General features: G+C 71.7%; 15 protein-coding genes. 7 read left to right on the forward strand and 8 right to left on the reverse strand.

The window, feature by feature from the left end; translation table 11 throughout:
• Window positions 1-292 precede the first annotated feature (292 nt).
• From OG766_RS12265 to OG766_RS12275, 3 genes are all read left to right on the forward strand, one after another.
• The gene (locus OG766_RS12265) at window positions 293-709 is read left to right on the forward strand and encodes a hypothetical protein (RefSeq protein ID WP_266374060.1); all 417 of its coding nucleotides are present in this window, start codon (window positions 293-295) and stop codon (window positions 707-709) included.
• 393 nt (window positions 710-1102) lie between these two features.
• On the forward strand, window positions 1103-2932 hold the full coding sequence (locus OG766_RS12270) for a glycoside hydrolase family 3 protein (protein WP_328725301.1): 1830 nt from the start codon (window positions 1103-1105) through the stop codon (window positions 2930-2932).
• Window positions 2933-3053: 121 nt separating this feature from the next.
• Entirely contained in the window at window positions 3054-3677 is a 624-nt protein-coding gene (locus OG766_RS12275; protein WP_328725303.1) for an LppU/SCO3897 family protein, read from the forward strand.
• 79 nt (window positions 3678-3756) lie between these two features.
• On the opposite strand, the gene OG766_RS12280 is transcribed toward OG766_RS12275, so the two are convergent.
• The 4 genes from OG766_RS12280 to OG766_RS12295 all read right to left on the reverse strand — a co-directional run bounded on the left by OG766_RS12280 (window position 3757) and on the right by OG766_RS12295 (window position 10700).
• Window positions 3757-5253, reverse strand: a complete 1497-nt coding sequence (locus tag OG766_RS12280; RefSeq protein WP_328725304.1) for an aminopeptidase — start codon at window positions 5251-5253, stop codon at window positions 3757-3759.
• 92 nt (window positions 5254-5345) lie between these two features.
• Window positions 5346-5726, reverse strand: a complete 381-nt coding sequence (locus OG766_RS12285; RefSeq protein ID WP_266374051.1) for a hypothetical protein — start codon at window positions 5724-5726, stop codon at window positions 5346-5348.
• A gap of 105 nt (window positions 5727-5831) precedes the next feature.
• On the reverse strand, window positions 5832-9560 hold the full coding sequence (locus OG766_RS12290; RefSeq protein ID WP_328725307.1) for an ABC transporter ATP-binding protein: 3729 nt from the start codon (window positions 9558-9560) through the stop codon (window positions 5832-5834).
• 183 nt (window positions 9561-9743) lie between these two features.
• Window positions 9744-10700, reverse strand: coding sequence for a serine hydrolase (locus OG766_RS12295; RefSeq protein WP_423247176.1), 957 nt, complete (start codon window positions 10698-10700; stop codon window positions 9744-9746).
• Window positions 10701-10872: 172 nt separating this feature from the next.
• On the opposite strand from OG766_RS12295, the gene OG766_RS12300 reads away from it, so the two are divergent.
• On the forward strand, window positions 10873-11250 hold the full coding sequence (locus OG766_RS12300; RefSeq protein ID WP_266374046.1) for a hypothetical protein: 378 nt from the start codon (window positions 10873-10875) through the stop codon (window positions 11248-11250).
• Between the two features lie 37 nt (window positions 11251-11287).
• Here OG766_RS12300 and OG766_RS12305 read toward each other — a convergent pair whose 3' ends face one another.
• The 3 genes from OG766_RS12305 to OG766_RS12315 form a co-directional block, all read right to left on the reverse strand.
• Window positions 11288-13000 carry a thiamine pyrophosphate-binding protein gene (locus tag OG766_RS12305; protein WP_328725308.1) on the reverse strand — a complete coding sequence of 571 codons (1713 nt, stop codon included), beginning with the start codon at window positions 12998-13000 and terminating at the stop codon, window positions 11288-11290.
• A gap of 463 nt (window positions 13001-13463) precedes the next feature.
• A complete protein-coding gene (gene speB / locus OG766_RS12310) occupies window positions 13464-14441 on the reverse strand; it encodes an agmatinase (RefSeq protein WP_266374042.1) in 978 nt (325 codons plus the stop codon).
• Window positions 14442-14501: 60 nt separating this feature from the next.
• A complete protein-coding gene (locus OG766_RS12315) occupies window positions 14502-15986 on the reverse strand; it encodes a sodium:solute symporter (protein WP_266374040.1) in 1485 nt (494 codons plus the stop codon).
• A 186-nt stretch (window positions 15987-16172) separates the two neighbouring features.
• Between OG766_RS12315 and OG766_RS12320 the strand changes: the two genes are divergently transcribed.
• Window positions 16173-17837 (forward strand): PucR family transcriptional regulator ligand-binding domain-containing protein, encoded by a 1665-nt coding sequence (locus tag OG766_RS12320; protein ID WP_328725311.1) that lies wholly within the window; start codon window positions 16173-16175, stop codon window positions 17835-17837.
• A 106-nt stretch (window positions 17838-17943) separates the two neighbouring features.
• Entirely contained in the window at window positions 17944-18438 is a 495-nt protein-coding gene (locus OG766_RS12325) for a hypothetical protein (protein WP_266374036.1), read from the forward strand.
• 3 nt (window positions 18439-18441) lie between these two features.
• Here the strand turns inward: OG766_RS12325 and OG766_RS12330 are convergent, their stop codons facing one another.
• Window positions 18442-19761: an MFS transporter gene (locus OG766_RS12330; protein WP_266374033.1), complete on the reverse strand. Its 1320-nt coding sequence runs from the start codon at window positions 19759-19761 to the stop codon at window positions 18442-18444.
• A gap of 175 nt (window positions 19762-19936) precedes the next feature.
• Between OG766_RS12330 and OG766_RS12335 the strand changes: the two genes are divergently transcribed.
• A complete protein-coding gene (locus tag OG766_RS12335) occupies window positions 19937-21094 on the forward strand; it encodes an acyl-CoA dehydrogenase family protein (RefSeq protein WP_266374031.1) in 1158 nt (385 codons plus the stop codon).
• Window positions 21095-21099 lie beyond the last annotated feature (5 nt).

Consider the following 21099-nt stretch of genomic DNA (forward strand, 5'->3'; position numbering starts at 1 on the left):
CACCGGGTCGGGCATGGTGGGCGCGCCACTCGCCGGCGGGACACCGAGGGCACCGCGCCGCCCGGCCGGACACCCCCGGCAGGCGACTCCGGCAGGTCGCTGCAGGCAGGACACCACCGGCCGGACACCCCGGCCGGACCTCCCAACCGGAGACCACCGGCAGTCCACTCCCGGCAGGCCACTCCCGGCAGGACACCGCCGACCGGACACCGCCGGCCGGACACATCGGACAGATCACCTGCGGACCTGCCGCAGTAGGCTGATCTCCATCGGCGACCCGTGGAGAACGCCAGTGAGCCACCGCCCTCAGGACCCGCAGCATCAGGACCCCGCCGTCATCGGCTGGAGCCACGGCGACCATGCCGTCCGCTGGTCGCACGCGGACCGGACGGTGGAGAAGGAGTTCGCCGGCCCCACACAGGCCGCATTGGCGTGGGGCAGCCGGATCCTCGTGGTCGAGGCGCTGGACGACACGCCCTACACCCCCACGGACAACGCGGTCGTGTACGAGGCCGACGGGACGGAGCTGGTCCGGCTGAGGCCGCCGCGGGACCTGGTCGCCGAGCCGTCGTGGGTGTTCGGGTTCTTCACGGCGCACCTGGACAGCGAGGGGCGGCCGGTGCTGGTGATCGCGACCCAGGTCGGGGACTTCTGGGGGCATCCGGATCTGGCGACGGGCACGGTCGTCGACGTACAGGAGTGGCGCTGAGACCGGAGGGACGCAGCGGGGTGCGCAGGGCCACAGCGGAAGGAAAGGGCCACATCCGCAGCATCCGCACCTTCGTCAGGAAACCCAAGAACCTTCGCAAGACGGGAACCCGTGACGCCTCCTAGGCGTCCAAGTGCCGTGCTGCCGGTGAGTCACCGCAGAGCGGCGTCGGCCTCGTTGCCGGCGCGATCGCTGACTCCCTCTCCAGCCGTCTGCGGCCTGCGGCACGCCGCCACCGGTGCACCCCCTCCCCTGCTCCGGTGGCGGCCCCTCGCCGGCGCGCCCGCCTCCAGCCACCCCGTCCCGCGCGCCCGTCCAGCCGAATCCCTTGACTGGCAGTAACTTTCCGGATATCCGTGACCCTTGGAAGTTTCCTTCACGGAAGGAGCACTCGTGCCCGCCCGGAGCACCCCGTCCAGACGTACTCTCCTCACCGCGACCGCCGCCGCGGCGTCCGCCGTTCTCGTCTCCCCACCCGCACACGCCGCCACCCCCGCCGCCCACGCCGGCACCCGTGACCGCCTCCGGCGGCTCATCTCCCGGATGAGTCTTGAGGAGAAGGTCGGCCAGCTCTTCGTGATGCGGGTCTACGGACACTCGGCGACGTCCCCCGACCAGGCCGACATCGACGCCAACCTCAGCGAGATCGGCGTCCGTACGGCGGCCGAGCTGATCGAGCGTTACCACGTCGGCGGGATCATCTATTTCGCCTGGGCGCACAACACCCGCGACCCGCACCAGATCGCCGATCTCTCCAACGACATCCAGCAGGCGGGCCTCGCGAAGTCCACGCCCATACCGCTGCTGGTCTCCACCGACCAGGAGCACGGCATCGTCGCCCGGGTCGGCAAGCCCGCCACGCTCGTACCGGGCGCGATGGCCCTGGGCGCGGGCGGTTCGCGCTCCGATGCGCGCGAGGCCGCGCGGATCGCGGGCGCCGAACTCGCGGCGATGGGCATCGTGCAGAACTACGCGCCGGTCGCCGACGTGAACGTCAATCCGGCCAACCCGGTCATCGGCGTACGGTCGTTCGGCGCCGATCCGCAGGCCGTGGCCGGGCTGGTCGCCGCACAGGTCCGCGGCTATCAGGGTGCGGGCATCGCCGCCACGTCCAAGCACTTCCCGGGGCACGGCGACACCAAGGACGACAGCCACTTCGCGCTGCCCACGATCCATCACACCCGCGAGCAGTGGCTGGAGTTGGACGCTCCGCCGTTCCGGGCCGCGATCGCGGCCGGGATCGACTCGATCATGACCGCGCACATCGTGGTCCCGGCGCTGGACCCGAGCGAGGACCCGGCGACGCTGTCGCGCCCCATCCTCACCGGCATTCTGCGCGAGGAGCTCGGATACGACGGCGTCGTGGTCACGGACTCGCTCGGCATGGCGGGCGTGAGGGAGAAGTACGGCGACGACCGTGTACCCGTGCTCGCGCTGAAGGCCGGCTGCGACCAGTTGCTCAACCCGCCCAGCCTCAGCATCGCCTGGAACGCCGTCCTCCAGGCCGTGAGGAACGGCGAGCTGACGGAGGAGCGCATCGAGGAGTCGATCCTGCGCATCCTGCTCCTGAAGTCGAAGCTGGGGCTGTTCCGCGATCCGTTCGTCTCCCACCGGGACGTGGACCGCACGGTCGGCAAGCGGTCCCATCTGGCCGCCGCCGACCGGATCGCCGACGAAACCACCACCCTGCTCGCCAACGAGAACGGCCTCCTGCCGCTCTCCCGCCGCACGCACCGCAACGTCCTGGTCGTCGGCGCTGACCCGGCATCCCCGTCCGGGACCACCGGTCCGCCGACGACGACGCTCGCCGGTGCCTTCACCGAACTGGGATTCACCGCGACGGCGCTGTCCACCGGCATCACCCCGACCGCCGCGAAGATCGACGAAGCGGTGGCCGCGGCAGCCGGGAAGGACGTGGTGATCGTCGGCACGTACAACGTCTCGGCGACCAGTCCGCAGCGCACCCTGGTCTCCCGGCTGGCCGCGACCGGTGTGCCGGTGGTCACCGTCGCCATCCGCAATCCGTACGACATCGCCCAGCTGACGGGCACCGGCTTCGCGGCCTCGGTCGCCGCGTACAGCTGGACGGACGTCGAACTGCGGGCGGCCGTCAGGGCGATCGCGGGCCGGTCGGAGCCGGAGGGCAGACTTCCCGTGCCCGTTCAGCGAGCGGACGACCCGACGCAGGTGCTGTACCCGATCGGATACGGCCTGAGGTACTAAGACGTAGCGCGGTGTACGCCGCGCTACCGGCGCACCACCCTCACACGACGGAAAGCCCCCTGCTCCACTGGCGTGCGCCCGCTCCGGCGGGTCACGCTGGGTCCACCGAGCAGGGGGATTCATGCGTGTACGGCGTCTTTGGGTGGGGGTGGTGTGCGTGCTCGCCATGGCCTGCCAACGGATTCCGGGAAGCGACGGAAGCCAGACGTCCGGCGGGGGCGGGCTCCGGGAGACGCAGAGCGCGGCACCGTCCGGGTACGGGGCGGTGTTCCTGGACCGGGGTGACTGCAGCGGCCGGGACGGGGACGGCGTCCACGAGGTGCCCTGCACGAGCGAGAAGGCGGCGGCTCGCGTCCTCGCACGCCACGAGGGAGGAGGGACGGACGGTCATGCCTGCCCGGCCGTCACCGACTTCGTGCTGCACCTCTCGGAGCGCCGTCCGGGGCTCGACGAGGACGGCGACGGTTCGGTGCCCCAGGGATACGCCTGTATGCGCAATCTGGAGCCGCCGCATCCCGGCGATCCGGGAGGCGGCGGCGGACCGCACACGGTGGTCGGCGACTGTCTCTCCAGCTCACGCAAGGGCCAGGTGAAGGAGACGGCCTGCGACGGATCGGGCGAGCAACGGCCCGAGTTCGAGGTGACGGCGGCCGTGGACAAGCGGTCCACCTGCCCGCCCTCGACCGATCTGTTCGTCCAGCTGCCTGCCGGGAAACGGCCGGTGGGCTGTGCCCGCCGCGTGTGACACACCCGGTCAGGCACAGCCCACGGCAACCCACAACGCCTAGACACCTACATGCCTACGCGCCTACGCGCCTACGCGCCTACGGCCGCAGCATGAACGGCTCGCGCTCGACGTCCTGCCTGTCGAGCTTCGCGTCGTACCGCGTCAGCCGCTTCGCGAGCCCGGGGTTCTCCTGGACGGCGGCCGGGGCCACGCCCGCCCACTCCAGGATGCGGGCGGTCGCCTTCGTGCGGTCGGCGTCCCGCAGGCCCGCGACGCTGGCGCCGTGGTTGCCGCCGTACTCGGTGAAGACGTACGCGTCGCGCGAGCCCTTGCCGGTGCGGAAGCGCTCCGCGCCGTACGGGTCGTTCTCGCCGTACACCCACATCATGCGCTGGGCGTTGTGCCGCAGCCAGCCGTCGACGTCCGCCATCGCCCGCCGGTCGAACTTCGGCATCGGGATGTCACGCGGCACGTACGAGCGCGGGCTGAAGTAGCCCGGGTAGCGCAGCAGGTCCTTCAGCAGCGGGTAGGCGAGCGTGGGCGCGCCGAGCTGGGTGCCCGCCTGGTAATAGTACGGCGTGTACGGCTCCAGGCCCTGGTCGGTGTAGAAGGCGAAGCCCGAGATCGCGTCGAGGGAGTCGTAGATCTCCTGGTCGGTCGCGGTCCGCGCGTCCGGCACGGAGGCGCAGTCGGCGAGCAGGCTGTACTGCCAGAAGGCCCAGGCGTAGTCCGAGACGAGGCTCTCGTACGCCTTGTCGAGCGAGCCCATGGTGCGGAAGGTGCCCGCGTTGGCAGTGGCCCACTCCCGGTACGTGGCGGTGAGCGCGGCGCGCCGCTTGCCGAGCGCCTCGCGCTGCACGGCCGTCAGCCTGTCGCGGCACTCCTTGGTGCCGACCTTCTCGAAGAACCGGTCGTACGCCGAGTCCTCCTTGTCGTTCACGTCGTTGGGGGCGACGTACGCGACGATGCCGTCCATGTCCCGCGGGTAGAAGCGCTCGTAGTACGTCGCCGTCATCCCGCCCTTGGAGATGCCGGTGGCGATCCACTTCTTTCCGTAGATCTTCTTCAGCGCGGCGAAGACGCGGTGCTGGTCGCTCGCGGCCTGCCAGATGTCCAGCTTGCTCCAGTCGGCGGGACTGGGGCGGGAGGGGGTGAAGAAGCGGTACTCCATGTCGACCTGGTTGCCGTCGACGATCTGGGTGGGCTCACGGCGGCGCGGGGTCGTTCCGACGTGGTAACCGCTGGTGTAGAAGACGGTCGGCCGGGTGGTGTCCTTGTGCAGCACGGTGATGCGCTGCTGGAAGGTGCCCTTGGACGGGCGCCGGTGGTCGACCGGCTGGGTGTACTCGAGGACGAAGTAGCGGTAGCCGGGGTACGGCTTCTCCTCGACGAGGCTCATTCCGGGGATCGCGAGGATCCGGTCCTTGATGTCCTCGGACGTACCGTCCTGGGACGTGGTGTCACCGGGCGCGGTGCCCCGGGGCGTTCCCGGTGAGCCGATGGCCGGCTCGGCGGCGGTGGCCGCACTCGCCGTCGTCCCTGCCATGCCTATGAGCACCACGAGCGACAGCAGCCATCTCAGCGTTCTGCGCATGCGCACACTCCCCTTGGTTCACAGCGGTCGCGGGTGAACCTAGCGGGGTCAATGCGTATACCGCCAGGGCAAGTTGTACGGGATCGCGGAAGTCAGCACAGGATCCAGCCGGTCGAGGCGCTCTTCCCGGCGACGGCGCCCGAGACACGGACGCAGCGGTTGAGGGCGTGCACGGTGACGGGGCCCGCCTGCCGGGTGAAATCTCCCTTGTCGACGGCCGCACGCCCGCCGCGCGGCTGGAGGGACACCGACATCGCCCTCCGGGTGCCGGGGTTCTTGGCGACGGTCATGGCACACGCGTACTGCCGCTGCTTGTAGACGCGCAGTTCCCCGGTGGCGAACCCCACCGTCTTCACCGGCCGGCCGGCACAGGCGGACATGGCCTCGGCCGACTGCACGCCCGGACCCGTCAACGACACGGCCCCCACCATCGCGAGCACCGCGAGTACATGCCTCAGTAGTCTTCCGAACACACTTGCTCCCCTCCTTCACCGAGCCGTACTGACGTACGACGCAACGAGGGCCCGGACGGTTGCCGTCCGGGCCCTCGGCCGTGCCGCATCAGGCCATGCGCCTGCTCAGGCCGGGGTGGGTGCCTGCTCCCCGATGAACGTCCGCCACAGCTCGGCGTACCGCCCCTCCAGCGCCAGCAGTTCGTCGTGCGTGCCGTCCTCGACGACGCGGCCGTGATCCATGACGACCACGCGGTCGGCGCGGGCCGCGGTGGTGAGGCGGTGGGCGACGACCAGCGTCGTACGCCGGCCGGTGAGCCGGTCGGTGGCCTGGTTGACCTGCGCCTCGGAGGCGAGGTCCAGTGCCGCGGTCGCCTCGTCGAGCAACAGCACGTCCGGGTCGACGAGTTCCGCCCGGGCCAGGGCGATGAGCTGGCGCTGGCCGGCGGAGAGGTTGCGGCCGCGCTCGGAGACCTCGTGGAGATAGCCGTCGTCCAGCGTGGCGATCATGTCGTGCGCCCCGACCGCGCGGGCGGCCGCCTCGACCTCCGCGTCGCTCGCACCGGGCCGCCCGTACGCGATGGCGTCACGGACCGTACCGGCGAAGAGGTACGCCTCCTGCGGGACGACGCCGAGGCGGTGCCGGTACGCCGTGAGGTCCAGGTCGCGCAGGTCGGTGCCGTCGGCCGTGACCCGTCCGCTCGTCGGGTCGTAGAAGCGCGCCACGAGTTTGACGAGGGTCGACTTGCCCGCGCCGGTCTCGCCGACGAACGCGACGGTCTGCCCGGCCGGGATCCGCAGATCGACGCCGCCGAGCGCCGCTTCCTCCCCCTTGCCGGTGTCGCCGCCGTAGCGGAAGGAGACGTTCTCGAAGGCGATCTCGCCGCGCAGCGACAGCACGTCGAGGGGCTCGCGGGCCTGCGCCGTCGACGTCGGCTCACGCAGCAGCTCGCGGATCCGGCCCAGCGACACCGTGGCCTGCTGATAGCCGTCGAAGACCTGGGACAGCTGCTGCACGGGGGCGAAGAACAGATCGATGTAGAGGAGGTAGGCGACGAGCGCGCCCGTGGTGAGCGTGCCCGCCTCGATCCGGCCGGCGCCGACGATCAGCACGGCCGCCGCGGCCACCGAGGCCAGCAGCTGTACGAAGGGGAAGTACACGGAGATCAGCCACTGGCCGCGTACCCGCGCCTCGCGGTAGCTCTCGCTGCGCTCCACGAAACGCCGGTTCCCCGAGCGCTCACGGCGGAACGCCTGCACGATCCGCAGCCCGCTCACGGACTCCTGCAGGTCGGCGTTGACGACGCTGATCCGCTCACGGGCCAGCTCGTACGCCTGCACCGACCGGCGACGGAAGAAGAACGTCCCGACGACGAGCACCGGCAGGGTCGCGAAGACCACCAGCGCCAGCTGCAGATCGAGCACGACCAGCGCGACCATGATCCCGAAGAAGGTGACGACGGAGACGAACGCGGTGACCAGCCCGGTCTGCAGGAACGTGGACAGCGCGTCCACGTCCGTCGTCATCCGGGTCATGATCCGGCCGGTCAGCTCGCGCTCGTAGTAGTCGAGGCCGAGCCGCTGCAGCTGGGCGAAGATCTTCAGCCGCAGGGCGTAGAGGATGCGTTCGCCCGTGCGTCCCGTCATCCGGGCGGCGCCGATCTGACCGGCCCACTGGATGACGACGGTCAGCAGCGCCAGCGCGGAGGCCGCCCACACCGCGGCCATCACGGCCCGCTCGACGCCCTGGTCGATGCCGTGCCGGATCAGCACCGGAAGCAGCAGGCCCATGCCCGCGTCGATGGCGACCAGCAGCAGGCTGAACAGCAGCGGCAGCCCGAAGCCGCCCAGCAGCCGGCGCAGACCGTACGACTCCTCGCGCATCACGGCCCGCGCCTCGTCGACCTGCGGGGTGTCCTCGGCCGGCGGCAGCGCCGCGACCTGGGCGAGGAGTTCGGGGGTGGCACCGGCCACCTCGTCCTCCTCCGCCTCCTCCTTGCGGACCCACAGCGGCGGCGTGATGCCGCGCCCCGCGTCGAACTCGGCGTCCATCTCGGCGCGCAGCGTGCGGTCCTCGGGGATCTCGACGGGGAAGGTGTGGCCCGGGGACACTCCGCCCAGCTCGTCGGGGTCGGTCAGCAGCCGCCGGTACAAGGCGGAGCGTTCCTGCAGCTCCTCGTGGGTGCCGATGTCGGCGAGCCGGCCGTCGTCGAGGACGGCGATACGGTCGGCGAGTCCGAGGGTGGAGCGGCGGTGGGCGATCAGCAGGGTCGTGCGCCCGGCCATCACATCGCGCAGCGCCTCGTGGATCTCGTGCTCGACGCGTGCGTCGACGGCGGAGGTGGCGTCGTCGAGGAGCAGCAGCCGAGGATCGGCGAGGATCGCGCGGGCGAGCGCGATGCGCTGGCGCTGGCCGCCGGACAGGGTGAGGCCGTGCTCGCCGACCTTGGTGTCGTAGCCGTCGGGCAGTTCGCTGATGAAACGGTCCGCTTGTGCCGTTCGCGCGGCCTGGACGATCTCCTCGTCCGTCGCGTCCGGCTGTCCGTACGCGATGTTGGAGCGGACGGTGTCGGAGAAGAGGAAGCTGTCCTCCGGTACGAGCCCGATGGCGGCCCGCAGCGAGTCCAGGGTCAGCTCGCGGACGTCGTGTCCGCCGACGAGGACGGCGCCGTGGGTGACGTCGTAGAAGCGCGGCAGCAGCAGGGAGACGGTGGACTTGCCGCTGCCCGAGGAGCCGACGACGGCGACGGTCTCGCCGGGGCGGATCTCCAGCGAGAAGCCGTCGAGGACCGGGCGGGCGCTCTCTCCCTCCCCGTAGGAGAAGGCGACGTCGTCGAACTCGACGGTCGCCGGGGCGTCGGCCGGGAGTTCCTTGGTGCCGTCCTTCATGGTCGGCTCGGTGTCGATCAGTTCCAGCACCCGCTCCACACCGGCCTGCGCCTGCTGGCCGACGGTGAGCACCATGGCCAGCATCCGCACGGGCCCGACGAGCTGGGCGAGATATGTCGAGAAAGCGACGAACGTTCCGAGGGTGATCTGCCCCCGGGTGGCCAGCCAGCCGCCGAGCGCCAGCATCGCCACCTGCCCGAGCGCGGGCACGGCCTGCAGTGCCGGGGTGTACTTCGCGTTCAGCCGTACGGTGCGCAGCCGGCCGGCGAACAGCCTGCGGCCGACGTCCCTCAGCTTTCCGGTCTCCTGGTCCTCCTGGCCGAAGCCCTTGACGACCCGGACACCGGAGACGGCCCCGTCGACGACTCCCGCGACGGCGGCCGCCTGCTGCTGTGCGTACCAAGTGGCGGGGTGGAGCTTCACCCGGCTGTGCTTGGCGATGAACCAGAGGGCCGGGGCGACGGCGAGCGCGACCAGGGTGAGGGGCGGCGACAGCCAGGCCATGATGCCCAGGGAGATGAGGAAGAGCAGGAAGTTCCCGATGGTCATCGGGAGCATGAAGAGCAGGCCCTGGATGAGCTGGAGGTCGCTGGTGGCGCGGCCCACGACCTGGCCCGTGGACAGCTCGTCCTGACGGCGCCCGTCGAGCCGGCTGATCGTGCGGAACATGTCGGTCCGCAGGTCGTGCTGGACGTCGAGAGCAAGACGTCCGCCGTAGAAGCGGCGGACGTAGGTGAGCGCGTAGACGACGGCCGCGGCGGCGACCAGCAGACCGGTCCAGACGGCCAGTGACCGGGAGTGGTTGCCGATGACGTCGTCGATGACGACCTTGGTGATCAACGGGACGACGGCCATCACGGCCATTCCGGCGAGGGACGACCCGAGTGCGAGCACGACGTTGCGCCGGTACCGCCAGGCGTATCCGGCCAGCCGTCGTGCCCACGTATGCTCTGTCGCCGACGTCACCGATACCTCCCGTTGTCCTGCTCTGCCGGAAGGCTGCAACGCGGACGGGAGCGGATTTCATCCCGCCGCAACGTGCCGGGACGAAGTACGGTCCCTGGTCCTAGGACCAGGGACCGTACGCATACGTCGTACGACCGACGCTCGTGCGTCGCACGAGCGACGGAACGACGAGGCCGGGGTCGGCTACCGGAGCGCCGGGTTCGCAGGCACCGCGTCCCGCGCCGGGCGTCCCGGGACGGCCGGGATCGCTTCCTCCGGAGTGGCCGTCGGTACGTAACCGAGGCGTGCCGGAGCGGTGGGGTTGAGGTCCTTGTGGACGGCACGGGCGACGGCCTGGATGGTGTTGATGCCGTCGTTCATGGTCTTGTTGTCGTGCGTGAGCACGGTGATCTGGTAGTTGTGCGTCGGGCCGGTGAAGGCGCCGATCGAGTGGACCCGCCAGCCGTGCGTGGCCCGGGACAGCCAGCCGTTCTTCACGTGGATCTTGGCCGTGGAGGGCGCGCCGGCCGGGGTGCCCCAGCGCTGCGACGACACCACGGAGTTCATCAGCTGCAGGACGTAGCCGCGCGAGGCGTCCGTCAGGACGTTGTTCTTCGCGGTGAGCATCCCCAGCAGTTTCTGCTGGTCACGGGCGGTGATCTGGGTGAGCCCCCAGTAGCCGTTGGCGCCGGGGACGGTCTTGGTCATGCCGACCGCGGTGAGGAAGCCCTTGACCTTGGTCGTGCCGAGCTGCTTCCACAGCGCGCTGGTGGCGTCGTTGTCGGACTTCGTGATCATGGCCGTGGCGCGCGACTTCTCCGTGGCGGTCAGCTGGCGGCCCGTCTTCTGCGCGTCCCAGAGGAGCGTCGCGAGAACGGTCACCTTGACCACGCTGGCGGAGTCGAACTGCGTGTCCGGCCGGAGTATGCAGCTGGTCTTGGTGACCCTGTCGTTGACCAGCACGGCGGTGGTCGAGGCCCGGCCCTTGAGGGCCGCGGTGATGTCCGTGACCAGCTTGGCCGCGAGACCGGCCTTCTGCGAGGTGCAGGCCACGGCGGGCGTCGCAGCGCCGGCGGAGTCCTGGGTGGCGCTGACGGTGATCGGCACGAGGACGCCGAGGGCCGCGGCCGCACAGAGAGCCCCGCGTCTGCGGCGAGGTATGGAGTGTCTCTTCACGCCTAGATGACTCCGCAGGACACGAAAGGTTGTAGGGAAACCGGGTGGTTGTGCGAAGTGGCACGACGCGTCCGAGGCGCGGGTCGTGGGTAGTCATGATCGGCACGCGTCGGACGGGGCGGACGGGCCGGACAGCTGGAACGGGGGAGGTCGGTCGATGGCGGACGGGCAGGAGAGCGAAGCGTACCGGTGCGGGCGGTTGTGGGCGGCCCTGCACACGTTGCGTTCCCTGGGTGGCGGCAGGGACAGGCGGAAACTGGCGGCGCCGGACGAGGTCCGCCAGGCGGAGAAGCAGCCGCACATCCACATCCCGCGGCAGCTGGACAAGATCGGCGGGCATTTCCTCGCGGCCCGCAAGCGGGGCGCCGAGCACGGGAAGGCGGCCGACGCACTTGTCAGAACGGCCCTGGACCTCCTGCCGGACGGCGTCAGGTTCCCCCAGAACCGGACCGTGGCCGAGCAGGACGACTTCCGCAAGGGGTTCCACGCCGGACTGAGCCACTACGAGACCACGCATCGGTCACTCATGGAGTGACCGGTGCGTGGCCGCGCGAGCGTTCGACCGCGTGGACTCAGAGGTGCGTCGGCGCGAACATCCGCAGCAGCGCGGGCAGCACGACGACCGAAGGGCCGGGCTGTGCGAGGGCCTTCGTCAGGTCCTCGCGGAGCGACTCCGTCGTCGTACGGACCGCGGGCACGCCGAACGACTCGGCGAGCGCCACGAAGTCCGGGCGGGACAGCTCGGTCGCGGTGGCCTCGCCGAAGGCGTCGGTCATGTACTCGCGCAGGATGCCGTAGCCGCCGTCGTCGACGATCAGCCACGTCACCGGCAGGTTGTACTGCCTGGCCGTCGCCAGCTCCGCGATCGAGTACATCGCGCCGCCGTCACCGGACACCGCGAGCACCGGCTTCGTACGGTCCGCGGCGGCGGCGCCGATGGCGGCGGGGAAGCCGTAGCCGAGGCCGCCCGCGCCCTGTGCGGAGTGCATCGTGTTCGGGTGCCGGGCGTCGAACGCGGACCAGGCCCAGTAGGCCAGGATCGTCATGTCCCAGAAGCTCGGGGAGTCGTCCGGAAGCGCCTCACGGACCGCGGCGAGCACCTCCTGCTCCAGGGTCAGCTCCTGGCCGGCGATCCGCTCCCGCACCTTCGCCAGCAGGGTCGCGACCCGCTCGGCGCCCGACGGGCCGCCGCTCCCCCGTGGCCCTTCGGACACCGGAGATGCGCCCTCGACCGTCTCCAGGAGCGCGGCGAGCGCGATGCGGGCGTCGGCGTGGATGCCGAGGCAGGCGTGGTTGGACTCCAGCTTGCCGAGGTCCGCCTCGATCTGGACGACCCGGCCGCGCGGGGCGAACGTGTGGTAGTTCGACGAGAGTTCGCCGAGCCCCGAGCCGACGACCAGCAGGACGTCGGCGTCCTCCAGCAGGTCCGTGGTGTGCCGGTCCTCCAGCCAGGACTGCATCGACAGCGGGTGCTCCCACGGGAAGGCGCCCTTGCCGCCGAAGGTCGTGACGACCGGCGCGTCCAGCTTCTCGGCGAGCGCCCGCAGCTTGCCGGACGCGTCGGCTCGTACGACACCGCCGCCGGCGATGATCGCCGGGCGCTCGGCGTTCTGCAGCAGATGCGCGGCGACGGCGGTGAGTTCGGGGCGCGGCACGAGGTCGTGCGGGGTCGCGTCCATGGCCGTGACGACCGGCAGGGTCGTCTCGGCGAGCAGCACGTCCTGGGGGATCTCCACCCAGACGGGGCCGTGCGGGGCGGTCAGCGCGGACTCCCAGGCGGCGGCGATCGCGGACGGGATCTGCGAAGCGGCCCGTACGGTGTGCACGGACTTCACGATGTCGCGGAACGACGCCTTCTGGTCGCGCAGTTCGTGCAGAAAGCCGTGGCGGCCGCCGCCGAGACCGGCGGACGGGATCTGGCTGGAGATCGCCAGCACGGGGGCGCTGGCCGCGGCGGCCTCCTGGAGCGCGGCGAGCGAGGTCAGCGCGCCGGGCCCGGTGGAGAGCAGCAGCGGGGTGGCCTGGCCGGTGATCCGGCCGTACGCGTCGGCGGCGAAGCCCGCGTTGTTCTCGACCCGCAGCCCGATGTACGTCAGGCCGGAGCGGCGCAGCGCGTCGAACATTCCGAGCGCGTGCTGTCCCGGCAGGCCGAAGACGGTGTCCGCGCCGAGCCCGGTCAGCGTCTCGATGACGAGGTCACCGCCGTTCCGCCCGGCGGGCGGGTCGAGCGCGGCCGCGGTCTGCTGCGGCGTCGGCCGCAGTACGAGGTCGTGGTCGTGGGTCATGCGGTGTCCCTTTCTTGGTGCCCGTCCGCCGAAACGCACCGGCCGCCGTGGTCGTGGGCGCCGGCCGGGCCGTGACCACGCTGGCCTCGGTACCGGCCCCGGTTCCGGCCCGGGCTCCGGCTCAGGCTGCCGCCCGGTGCCTGCGCCGACGCCGGGCCCGGGTCCTGCTCTTGGGTCTGTTTCCGGTTCTCGTGCCGACGGTGGCACTCGGCCCGGCCCGGCCCGGTCCGGCCGCCGACCGCCGCCGCGGCTCGAATCAAGCCCGGGCGGGCTGCCCGGCCCGGGCTCGATCCCCAGCCGGCCGGATGCTCCGGCCGATGGTCCGGGACCGTCCCGGTCCCGATCCGGGATCCGTCCCCGTCCCGATCCGGGCCCGGCCGGTCCGGTGGACCGGCCGTCCGGCGCGCCGTGTGCCGCGTACGAGGGCCCGGCTCCGGACCCTCGCGCGCGGAACCGCGCGGAACTACTTGGCGCCGGCCGCCCGGCCCGCCGCGATCTGGCGGGACATGATCGTGGTCAGCTCGTAGGCGGTGTGGGAGGCCGCGACCGAGGTGATCTCGGCGTGGTCGTAGGCGGGGGCGACCTCGACCACATCGGCGGACACCAGGTTGCAGGAGGCGAGCCCCCGCAGGATCTCCAGCAGCTCGCGGGAGGTGATGCCGCCGGCCTCGGGGGTGCCGGTGCCGGGCGCGTGGGCCGGGTCGAGGACGTCGATGTCGATCGAGATGTAGAGCGGACGGTCGCCGATGCGCTGGCGGAGCTGGTCCGCGACCTCGTCCGCGCCGCGCCGGTAGACGTCGGCCGAGGTGACGATGCCGAAGCCCATCTTCTCGTCGTCGGTCAGGTCCTGCTTGCCGTAGAGCGGGCCGCGCGTACCCACGTGCGACAGCGCCTCGGTGTCGAGGATGCCCTCCTCGACGGCCCGGCGGAACGGAGTGCCGTGGGTGTACTCGGCGCCGAAGTACGTGTCCCAGGTGTCCAGGTGCGCGTCGAAGTGGAGCAGCGCGACCGGGCCGTGCTTCTTGGCGACCGAGCGCAGCAGCGGCAGCGCGATGGTGTGGTCGCCGCCGAGGGTCATCATGCGGGCGCCGGTGCCGAGGATGTCGTCCGCGGCGGCCTCGATGGTCTCGACGGCCTCGTTGATGTTGAACGGGTTGGCGGCGATGTCACCCGCGTCCGCGACCTGCGCGAGCGCGAAGGGCGAGGCGTCCTGCGCCGGGTTGTACGGGCGCAGGAGCCTCGACGCCTCTCGGATGGCGTTGCCGCCGAAGCGCGCGCCGGGCCGGTAGGAGACCCCGGCGTCGAAGGGCACACCGACGACGGCGACATCGGTGGTGCCGACCTCGTCGAGCCGTGGCAGCCGGGCGAACGTCGCGGGTCCGGCGTACCGCGGGACGCGGGACGAGTCGATGGGGCCGCGCGGCGTCTCGTTGCTGCTCATGACCTATGCCTTCTTCCTACGCTTTTCCTACTGTTCGCAGTCGTTCGACTGTAACGGGGTTCAGGGGGTGGCCGGGACCGACGTCGCGTCTGCCGGCTGCTCGGCGGACTCGGGACCGCCGCGGCCCGCGAGGCGCTCGCGCCAGTTGGCCAGGATCGCCTCGTCCGTCGGCTTGGTGGCCAGCGAGACGACGACGTACGTGACGAGGGAGGCGAGCAGGCCGTAGTAGATGGGCTCGTTGGCGAGGATGCCGAACTTCCACATCAGGGTGATGACGGCCAGTCCGCCGACGACCACGGCGGACAGCGCGCCGTTCACGGTGCCGCGCTTCCACAGCAGTCCGCCGAGGATCGGGACGAGCAGCCCGCCGACGAGCAGGTTGTAGGCGACCGTCAGGGCCTCGACCACGTTGTTCAGGGCGATCGCGATGCCGATCACGCCGACGCCCATCACCAGGATGAACATCCGGTTGCCCTTGACCTCGTCGTGCGCTTCGCCGTCGGCGCGGTGGGTGACGACGCCGCGCAGCCGCTGCCAGATGTCGTTGTTGGCGACGGTGGCGCAGGCGATCAGGGCGCCGGAGGAGGTGGACATCACCGCGGCGAGCGCCGCGGCCAGCACCAGGCCGCGCACACCGATGGGGAGTTCGTTCTTGACGATGGTGGCGAAGGCGTCGTCGGCGTTGGCGAGGTTCGGGTAGAGCACCTTCGCCGCCGTGCCGATGACGGCGCCGGCGAGGGCGTAGACGAGGCAGTACGTACCGGCGACGGTGCCGCCCCAGCTGGCGACCTTGTCGTTGCGGGCGGTGAAGACGCGCTGCCAGATGTCCTGGCCGATGAGCATGCCGAACGTGTAGATGAGCACGTACGTGAAGATCGTCTCGCCGCCGATGCCGAGCGGGGCGAAGTACTCGGTGGGCAGCTGGGCCTTCATCTCGGCGAAGCCGCCGGCCTTGATCACGGCGATGGGCAGCAGCAGGATCAGCACGCCGATCGTCTTGACGACGAACTGCACCATGTCGGTGAGGGTGATCGACCACATGCCGCCGAGCGCGGAGTAGGCGACGACGATCGAGCCGCCGAGGATGATCGCGATCGTCCGGTTCATGTCGAAGAGGACGTCGAAGATCGTGGCGTAGGCGATGGTCGAGGTCACCGCGAGCATCAAGGTGTACGCCCACATGACGACACCGGTGATGAGTCCGGCCCGGCCGCCGTAGCGCAGGTCGAGCATCTCGGAGACGGTGTAGACCTTCAGCCGGGCGATGCGCGCGGAGAAGAAGACCGAGAGGGCGAGGAGGCCGAGGCCGATGGCGAAGACCATCCAGGCGCCGGAGAGCCCGTACTTGTAGCCGAGGCCCACGCCGCCGATGGTGGAGGCGCCGCCGAGGACGATCGCCGCCATGGTCCCGGAGTACATCCAGGGTCCGAGCCGGCGGCCGGCGACCAGGAACTCGCTCTTGGACTTGGCGCGGCGCATGCCCCACCAGCCCATCGCGAGCATGCCGGCCAGATAGACGACGATCAATGCGTAGTCGACGGCCATGGGGCCCTCCTTCGTTACCTCGGTGGCGTGTCGTGCAGAAAGACGAGGGGGACGCAGCGGCTCTTGCGCGGGGACATCCGCCCGTACCCGCGGCCGCTGGACGACTCGACGATAGGTGGCCGAAAAGCGACGATGAAGTGTACGTTTCCTCCATTCTCGAAGACGATCACGGATGGAACGTCCACCATGCCGGACCGCACCGCTCACACCCCCGCCCCATTGGCCCCCTCTGCCCCTTCGGCCCCACCGGCCCCGCCGGTTCCGCTGACCGCGCTGCTGGCCCGTGAGGACCTGGGGCTGCGGCTCGTCACCGGCCCCGAGGACGTCGACATCCAGTGGGTCCACACGTCGGAGATGGCCGACCCGTACCCGTACCTGCTCGGCGGTGAGCTGCTGCTGACGGCGGGCGTCCTGCTGGAGGACCCGGAGATGTACGCGGCTCGGGTGGTCGAGGCCGGCGGCGCGGCGATCGGCTTCGGTGTCGCCCCGGTGTACGACACGGTCCCGGACGCCCTCGTCGCCGCGTGCGAGCGGCACCGGCTGCCGCTGATCGAGGTGCCGCCGCAGACCCCCTTCACCGCGATCGCCCGCGCGGTGTGGCGGCTGATGGCACAGGCACGCCTGCGGGAGGTGCGCCGGGTGAGCGAGGCCCAGCAGGGCCTGGCCGTCGCGGCGGCCAGGCCGGACCCGGTCCCGGCCGTGCTGCACCAGCTGGCCTCGCGCCTGGGCGGCTGGGCGGTCCTGCTGGCCCCGGACGGTTCGGCGCTGCAGATGGCCGGGCGGGCGCCCTCACGGGAGGCCCGCGAGGCACTGGGGCGGCTGGCGCGCGTGGTGAGCCCGGAGGCGGATGACGAGGAGGAGGGCGCGGGGGACCCCGGGTCCCGCGCGGGCGCCGGACAGCCGGAGGCCGGCGGCCCCTCCCCCGCCGCGGGAGGCTCCGCCGGGGACGGCCGGCCCCCGGGAGACGGACGCTCCGGCCCTGACGGCTTGTCCCCGGCCGACACGCGAACGGAGCCCGGCGCCCCGGCCGCGGGCACCGCGCGCCGGCCCCCCTCGTCCGCGACCGACTCCGTCGGGGACACCCATCTCGCCGCCTACGCCCTCGGGGGCGCCGAGGGCCTCGTCCTCGGCGTCGCCGCCGAGGGGCGCGAGAGCGGCGGACACACGATCGCGGGAGTCGCCGTCGTCCTGCTGTCGCTGCTGACGGCACCGCACCAGGGGACCGGCGCGACCGGGCGGGCCGCCGCGCTGGTACGACTGCTGCTGGGGGCCGCCCCCGCCGAGGTGGCCCCGGCGCTGGGTCACGGGCCGTGGACCGTGGTGCACGGGACACGTCCGGGACAGCCCGACCGGATCGCGGCGTCGGCGCTCGGCGCCGCGCTGGGCAGCGCCCTCGTCGACGCGGACGGCGAGACCGTACGGATCCTGCTCTCCGGTGACCGGCGGATCGAGCCGCAGCCGGGCTGGACCCTGGGCGTGAGCGCCCCGGCCGGGCCGGCGGACCTCGCCGCCGCCGACACCGCCGCCGCACGGGCCCTGCGCCGGGCCGAGGCGACCCGGGTCCCGCTCGCCCGCCAGCGCGACGCGGGCCTCGGCGAGCTGATCGCCCCCGACGAGGCCGCCACCCACGCCCGCACCCTGCTCGCACCGGTCGCGGACTCCCCCGCGCTCACGGAGACCCTGCGCGTCTGGCTCTCCCTCCACGGCAGCTGGGACCGCACGGCGGTGGCCCTGGGCGTCCACCGCAACACCGTCCGCCAGCGGATCGCACGCTGCGCGATGCTCCTCGGCGTCGACCTGGACGACGCGGACGTACGGATGGAGCTGTGGTTCGCGCTGCGGTACGTGTGACGGGGCCGCGGCGTCGCGGTTCCGTCAGGAGTCCACGACTCCGGGGCCGGAACGCTGTGGGCATCATGCCAAGTCCCTTGTGCCACAGGCGTGTTGGAATGCCCGCATGACATTGTCCGCCGACGGAACCGTGACCCTGACCCCGGGCGACCCCGGGCGACGACTGCGTGCCGAGGTCGAGCGGCTGCGGGAGGAGGCGGCCAGGCAGAGGGCGCTCGCGCACAAGCGGGCGGATTTCTGGACCCGGCTGGACATCGCCCTCGGCTTCCCCGCGGCCCTGCTCGCCGGTACGGCGGGCGCTGCCGGACTGGCCACGGCGGACGCGCGTATCCCCGCCGCACTGATCGCCCTGGCCTCCGCCGGTTTCGCGGCCGGCGCGGGCTTCCTCCGCAGCGACACCCGCCGCCGGGCCAACAAGCGCGCCCGGCACGCCTGGGCGGACGTGGAGGGCCGGGCCACGGTGAAGCTCGCCCAGGAGCGTCTGACCCCCGAGGACCTCGGTGAACTCCTCGAACGCCGCCAGGCGGCACTCGCGGCCTACGACGGCGAGGCGCCCCTGCCGGAGCCACCACCCGGCCCGCCGCCGCTCACCCCCGGCTGAGCCTCAGGCGTCCCCGTCCGCCGCGCCGAGGTCCCGCACGGCCGCACACCGGTCGTCCCGCGCCGCTGCCGGGCGCCGTTCCCCGCCGTCATCGACACGGGCCGATCGCACGGCCGCCGGGGCGCGGCGAAGGCGGCGGATGGGAGGCGCCGCGACGAGAGCGACGGCACAGCACAGGCCGACGAGGGCGGCGACCAGCAGGAGTCGATGAATGCCGAAGAAGGTCCCGGCGGGCCCGGCGATCGCGTAGCCGAAGGGGACGGCGAGGATGGAGCCGCCGATCTCGTAGGCGGCCACCCGGTTGAGGCGGTCCTCGGGGATCTGGGTCTGCACGGTGGTGGCCCACTGGACGCTCCAGAACGCCCAGCCCACCCCGCTCACCGCGTACCCGAGCATGATCAGTGGCAGGCTCGGGACCAGGGCCGCCGCGAGCGGCATCAGCGGGAACAGGAACATCGCGAGCCCGCCGCCGAAGAGCGGGCGGGCCGGGCGGATCCGGTACGCGGCCAGTGCCCCGAGGACACAGCCGGCACCGAACGCGCCCTCGGCGAAGCCGAACGCGGCGTTGCCGTGCGCGGCGATGACGGAGGCCGCGCCCAGCGGGGTGACCGGGCCCCAGACGAAGACGCCGAGCACCCACCAGATGAGGATGACGCCCCACAGCCAGGACCGGGAGCGGAACTCGTCCCAGCCGGTGCGCAGGTTCACCAGGGTGGACGCCGACCGGTCCACCTCGTACCTGGGCAGCCGCAGCGCGACCAGGCAGATCCCGCTGACCGCGTAGGTGGCCGCGTTGAGGGCGAACGCCGAGGCCGCCGAGGTGGTGGCGACGAGCATGCCGGCGATCGCGGGCCCGGCCATCGCCGAGATCCCTTCGCTCAGCCGCACCACCGCGTTGGCCTTCTGCGGGTCGGCGGCGACCTGTGGCACCAGGCCGGAGACGCCCGGCTGGAACATGGCGGTCGCGATCCCGCGCAGCGCCGCGCCGACGATGATGAACCACAGCGGCGGATGGCCGAACCAGAGGTACGCCGCGAGCCCGCCCTGGATCAGACACCGGGCCGCGTCGGAGCCGATCATCAGGGGCCGGGGGTGGAACCGGTCCGCCAGCACTCCGCCGAACACGACGAAGAGCGCGAACGCTCCCATCCAGGCGGCGAGCGCGAACCCGACTCCGCTCACCCCGTATCCGAGCGAGAGCATCGCGACCGACAGCGCGACCGGGACCATCGCGTCGCCCAGCATCGAGACGATCCGGGCGGTGAAGTAGAGGCTGAAGTTCCGGGTCCAGAGCCGGGACGGCGCGGCGGCAGACGAGAGCACGCGGGCACCCTGTCAGCGGCCCGCTTCCCGGACAACCCAATTACGGCATGTTCACGACCCTCCGGGCTCCGGAGGGTGGCCACCCTCACTCTGGACAGACGTGCGAACCGCCGGGTAACTTTGTCTGAGCAAGCGCTTAGACAGTCTGCACCCACGCAGTTACGAGGAGGCGTCCGTGCGCCGGACCGTATTCAACGAGGACCACGAAGCGTTCCGGGAGACCATCCGCGCCTTCATCGAGGCCGAGGTCGTTCCCGTCTACGACGAGTGGTTCGCCGCCGGCCAGGCGCCGCGCGACTTCTACTACAAGCTCGGCGAGCTGGGCGTCTTCGGCATCAACGTCCCCGAGGAGTTCGGCGGCGCGGGCCTGGACACGCACAAGTTCGAGGCCGTGCTCTACGAGGAGACCTCGCGCGCGGGCGTGAACTTCGGCGGATCCGGTGTGCACGTGCTGCTCGCCCTGCCGTACCTCAAGATGCTCGCCACCGACGAGCAGAAGAAGCGCTACCTGACGAAGTTCGTCACCGGCGAGGAGATGTGGGCGCTGGCGATGACCGAGCCGGGCACCGGCTCCGACGTCGCCGGCATGAAGACCACCGCCAAGCTCACGGAGGACGGCAGCCACTACGTCCTCAACGGCGCCAAGACGTTCATCACCGGCGGCGTGCACGCCGACCGCGTGATCGTGTGCGCCCGCACCTCCGCCCCGCGCGAGGACGACCGCCGCTTCGGCATCTCCCTCTTCGCGGTGGACACCACGTCCGCGGGCTACTCCGTGGGCCGCAAGCTGGACAAGCTCGGCCTGCGCACCTCCGACACCGCCGAGCTGGCCTTCGTCGACGTCAAGGTCCCGGTCGAGGACCTGCTCGGCGAGGAGAACAAGGGCTTCTACTACCTCGGCCAGAACCTGCCCTCCGAGCGCTGGGGCATCGCGTTCGGCGCGTACGCCCAGGCCAAGGCCGCCGTCCGGTTCGCCCAGCAGTACGTGACGGACCGCACGGTCTTCGGCAAGCCGGTCGCCAGCTTCCAGAACACCAAGTTCGAGCTGGCCGCCTGCCAGGCCGAGGTGGACGCCGCCGAGGCCGTCGCCGACCGTGCCCTGGAGGCGCTGGACGCCGGCGAGCTGACCGCGGCCGAGGCCGCCTCCGCGAAGCTGTTCTGCACCGAGGTCGCCCACCGCGTCATCGACCGCTGCCTCCAGCTGCACGGCGGCTACGGCTACATGAACGAGTACCCGATCGCCCGCCTCTACGCCGACAACCGCGTCAACCGCATCTACGGCGGCACCAGCGAGGTCATGAAGTCGATCATCGCCAAGTCGATGGGCCTGTAGTCCAG

The organism is Streptomyces sp. NBC_00259, from assembly GCF_036181745.1.
Classification (GTDB): Bacteria; Actinomycetota; Actinomycetes; order Streptomycetales; family Streptomycetaceae; genus Streptomyces; species Streptomyces pratisoli.

Excerpts from the sequence above, each read along its gene's own strand:
- OG766_RS12320 (WP_328725311.1), top strand. The coding sequence starts at position 16,173 with ATGCCGGACCGCACCGCTCACACCCCCGCCCCATTGGCCCCCTCTGCC.
- OG766_RS12315 (WP_266374040.1), bottom strand. The coding sequence starts at position 15,986 with ATGGCCGTCGACTACGCATTGATCGTCGTCTATCTGGCCGGCATGCTC.
- OG766_RS12300 (WP_266374046.1), top strand. The coding sequence starts at position 10,873 with ATGGCGGACGGGCAGGAGAGCGAAGCGTACCGGTGCGGGCGGTTGTGG.
- speB (WP_266374042.1), bottom strand. The coding sequence starts at position 14,441 with ATGAGCAGCAACGAGACGCCGCGCGGCCCCATCGACTCGTCCCGCGTC.
- OG766_RS12325 (WP_266374036.1), top strand. The coding sequence starts at position 17,944 with ATGACATTGTCCGCCGACGGAACCGTGACCCTGACCCCGGGCGACCCC.
- OG766_RS12280 (WP_328725304.1), bottom strand. The coding sequence starts at position 5,253 with ATGCGCAGAACGCTGAGATGGCTGCTGTCGCTCGTGGTGCTCATAGGC.
- OG766_RS12275 (WP_328725303.1), top strand. The coding sequence starts at position 3,054 with ATGCGTGTACGGCGTCTTTGGGTGGGGGTGGTGTGCGTGCTCGCCATG.
- OG766_RS12305 (WP_328725308.1), bottom strand. The coding sequence starts at position 13,000 with ATGACCCACGACCACGACCTCGTACTGCGGCCGACGCCGCAGCAGACC.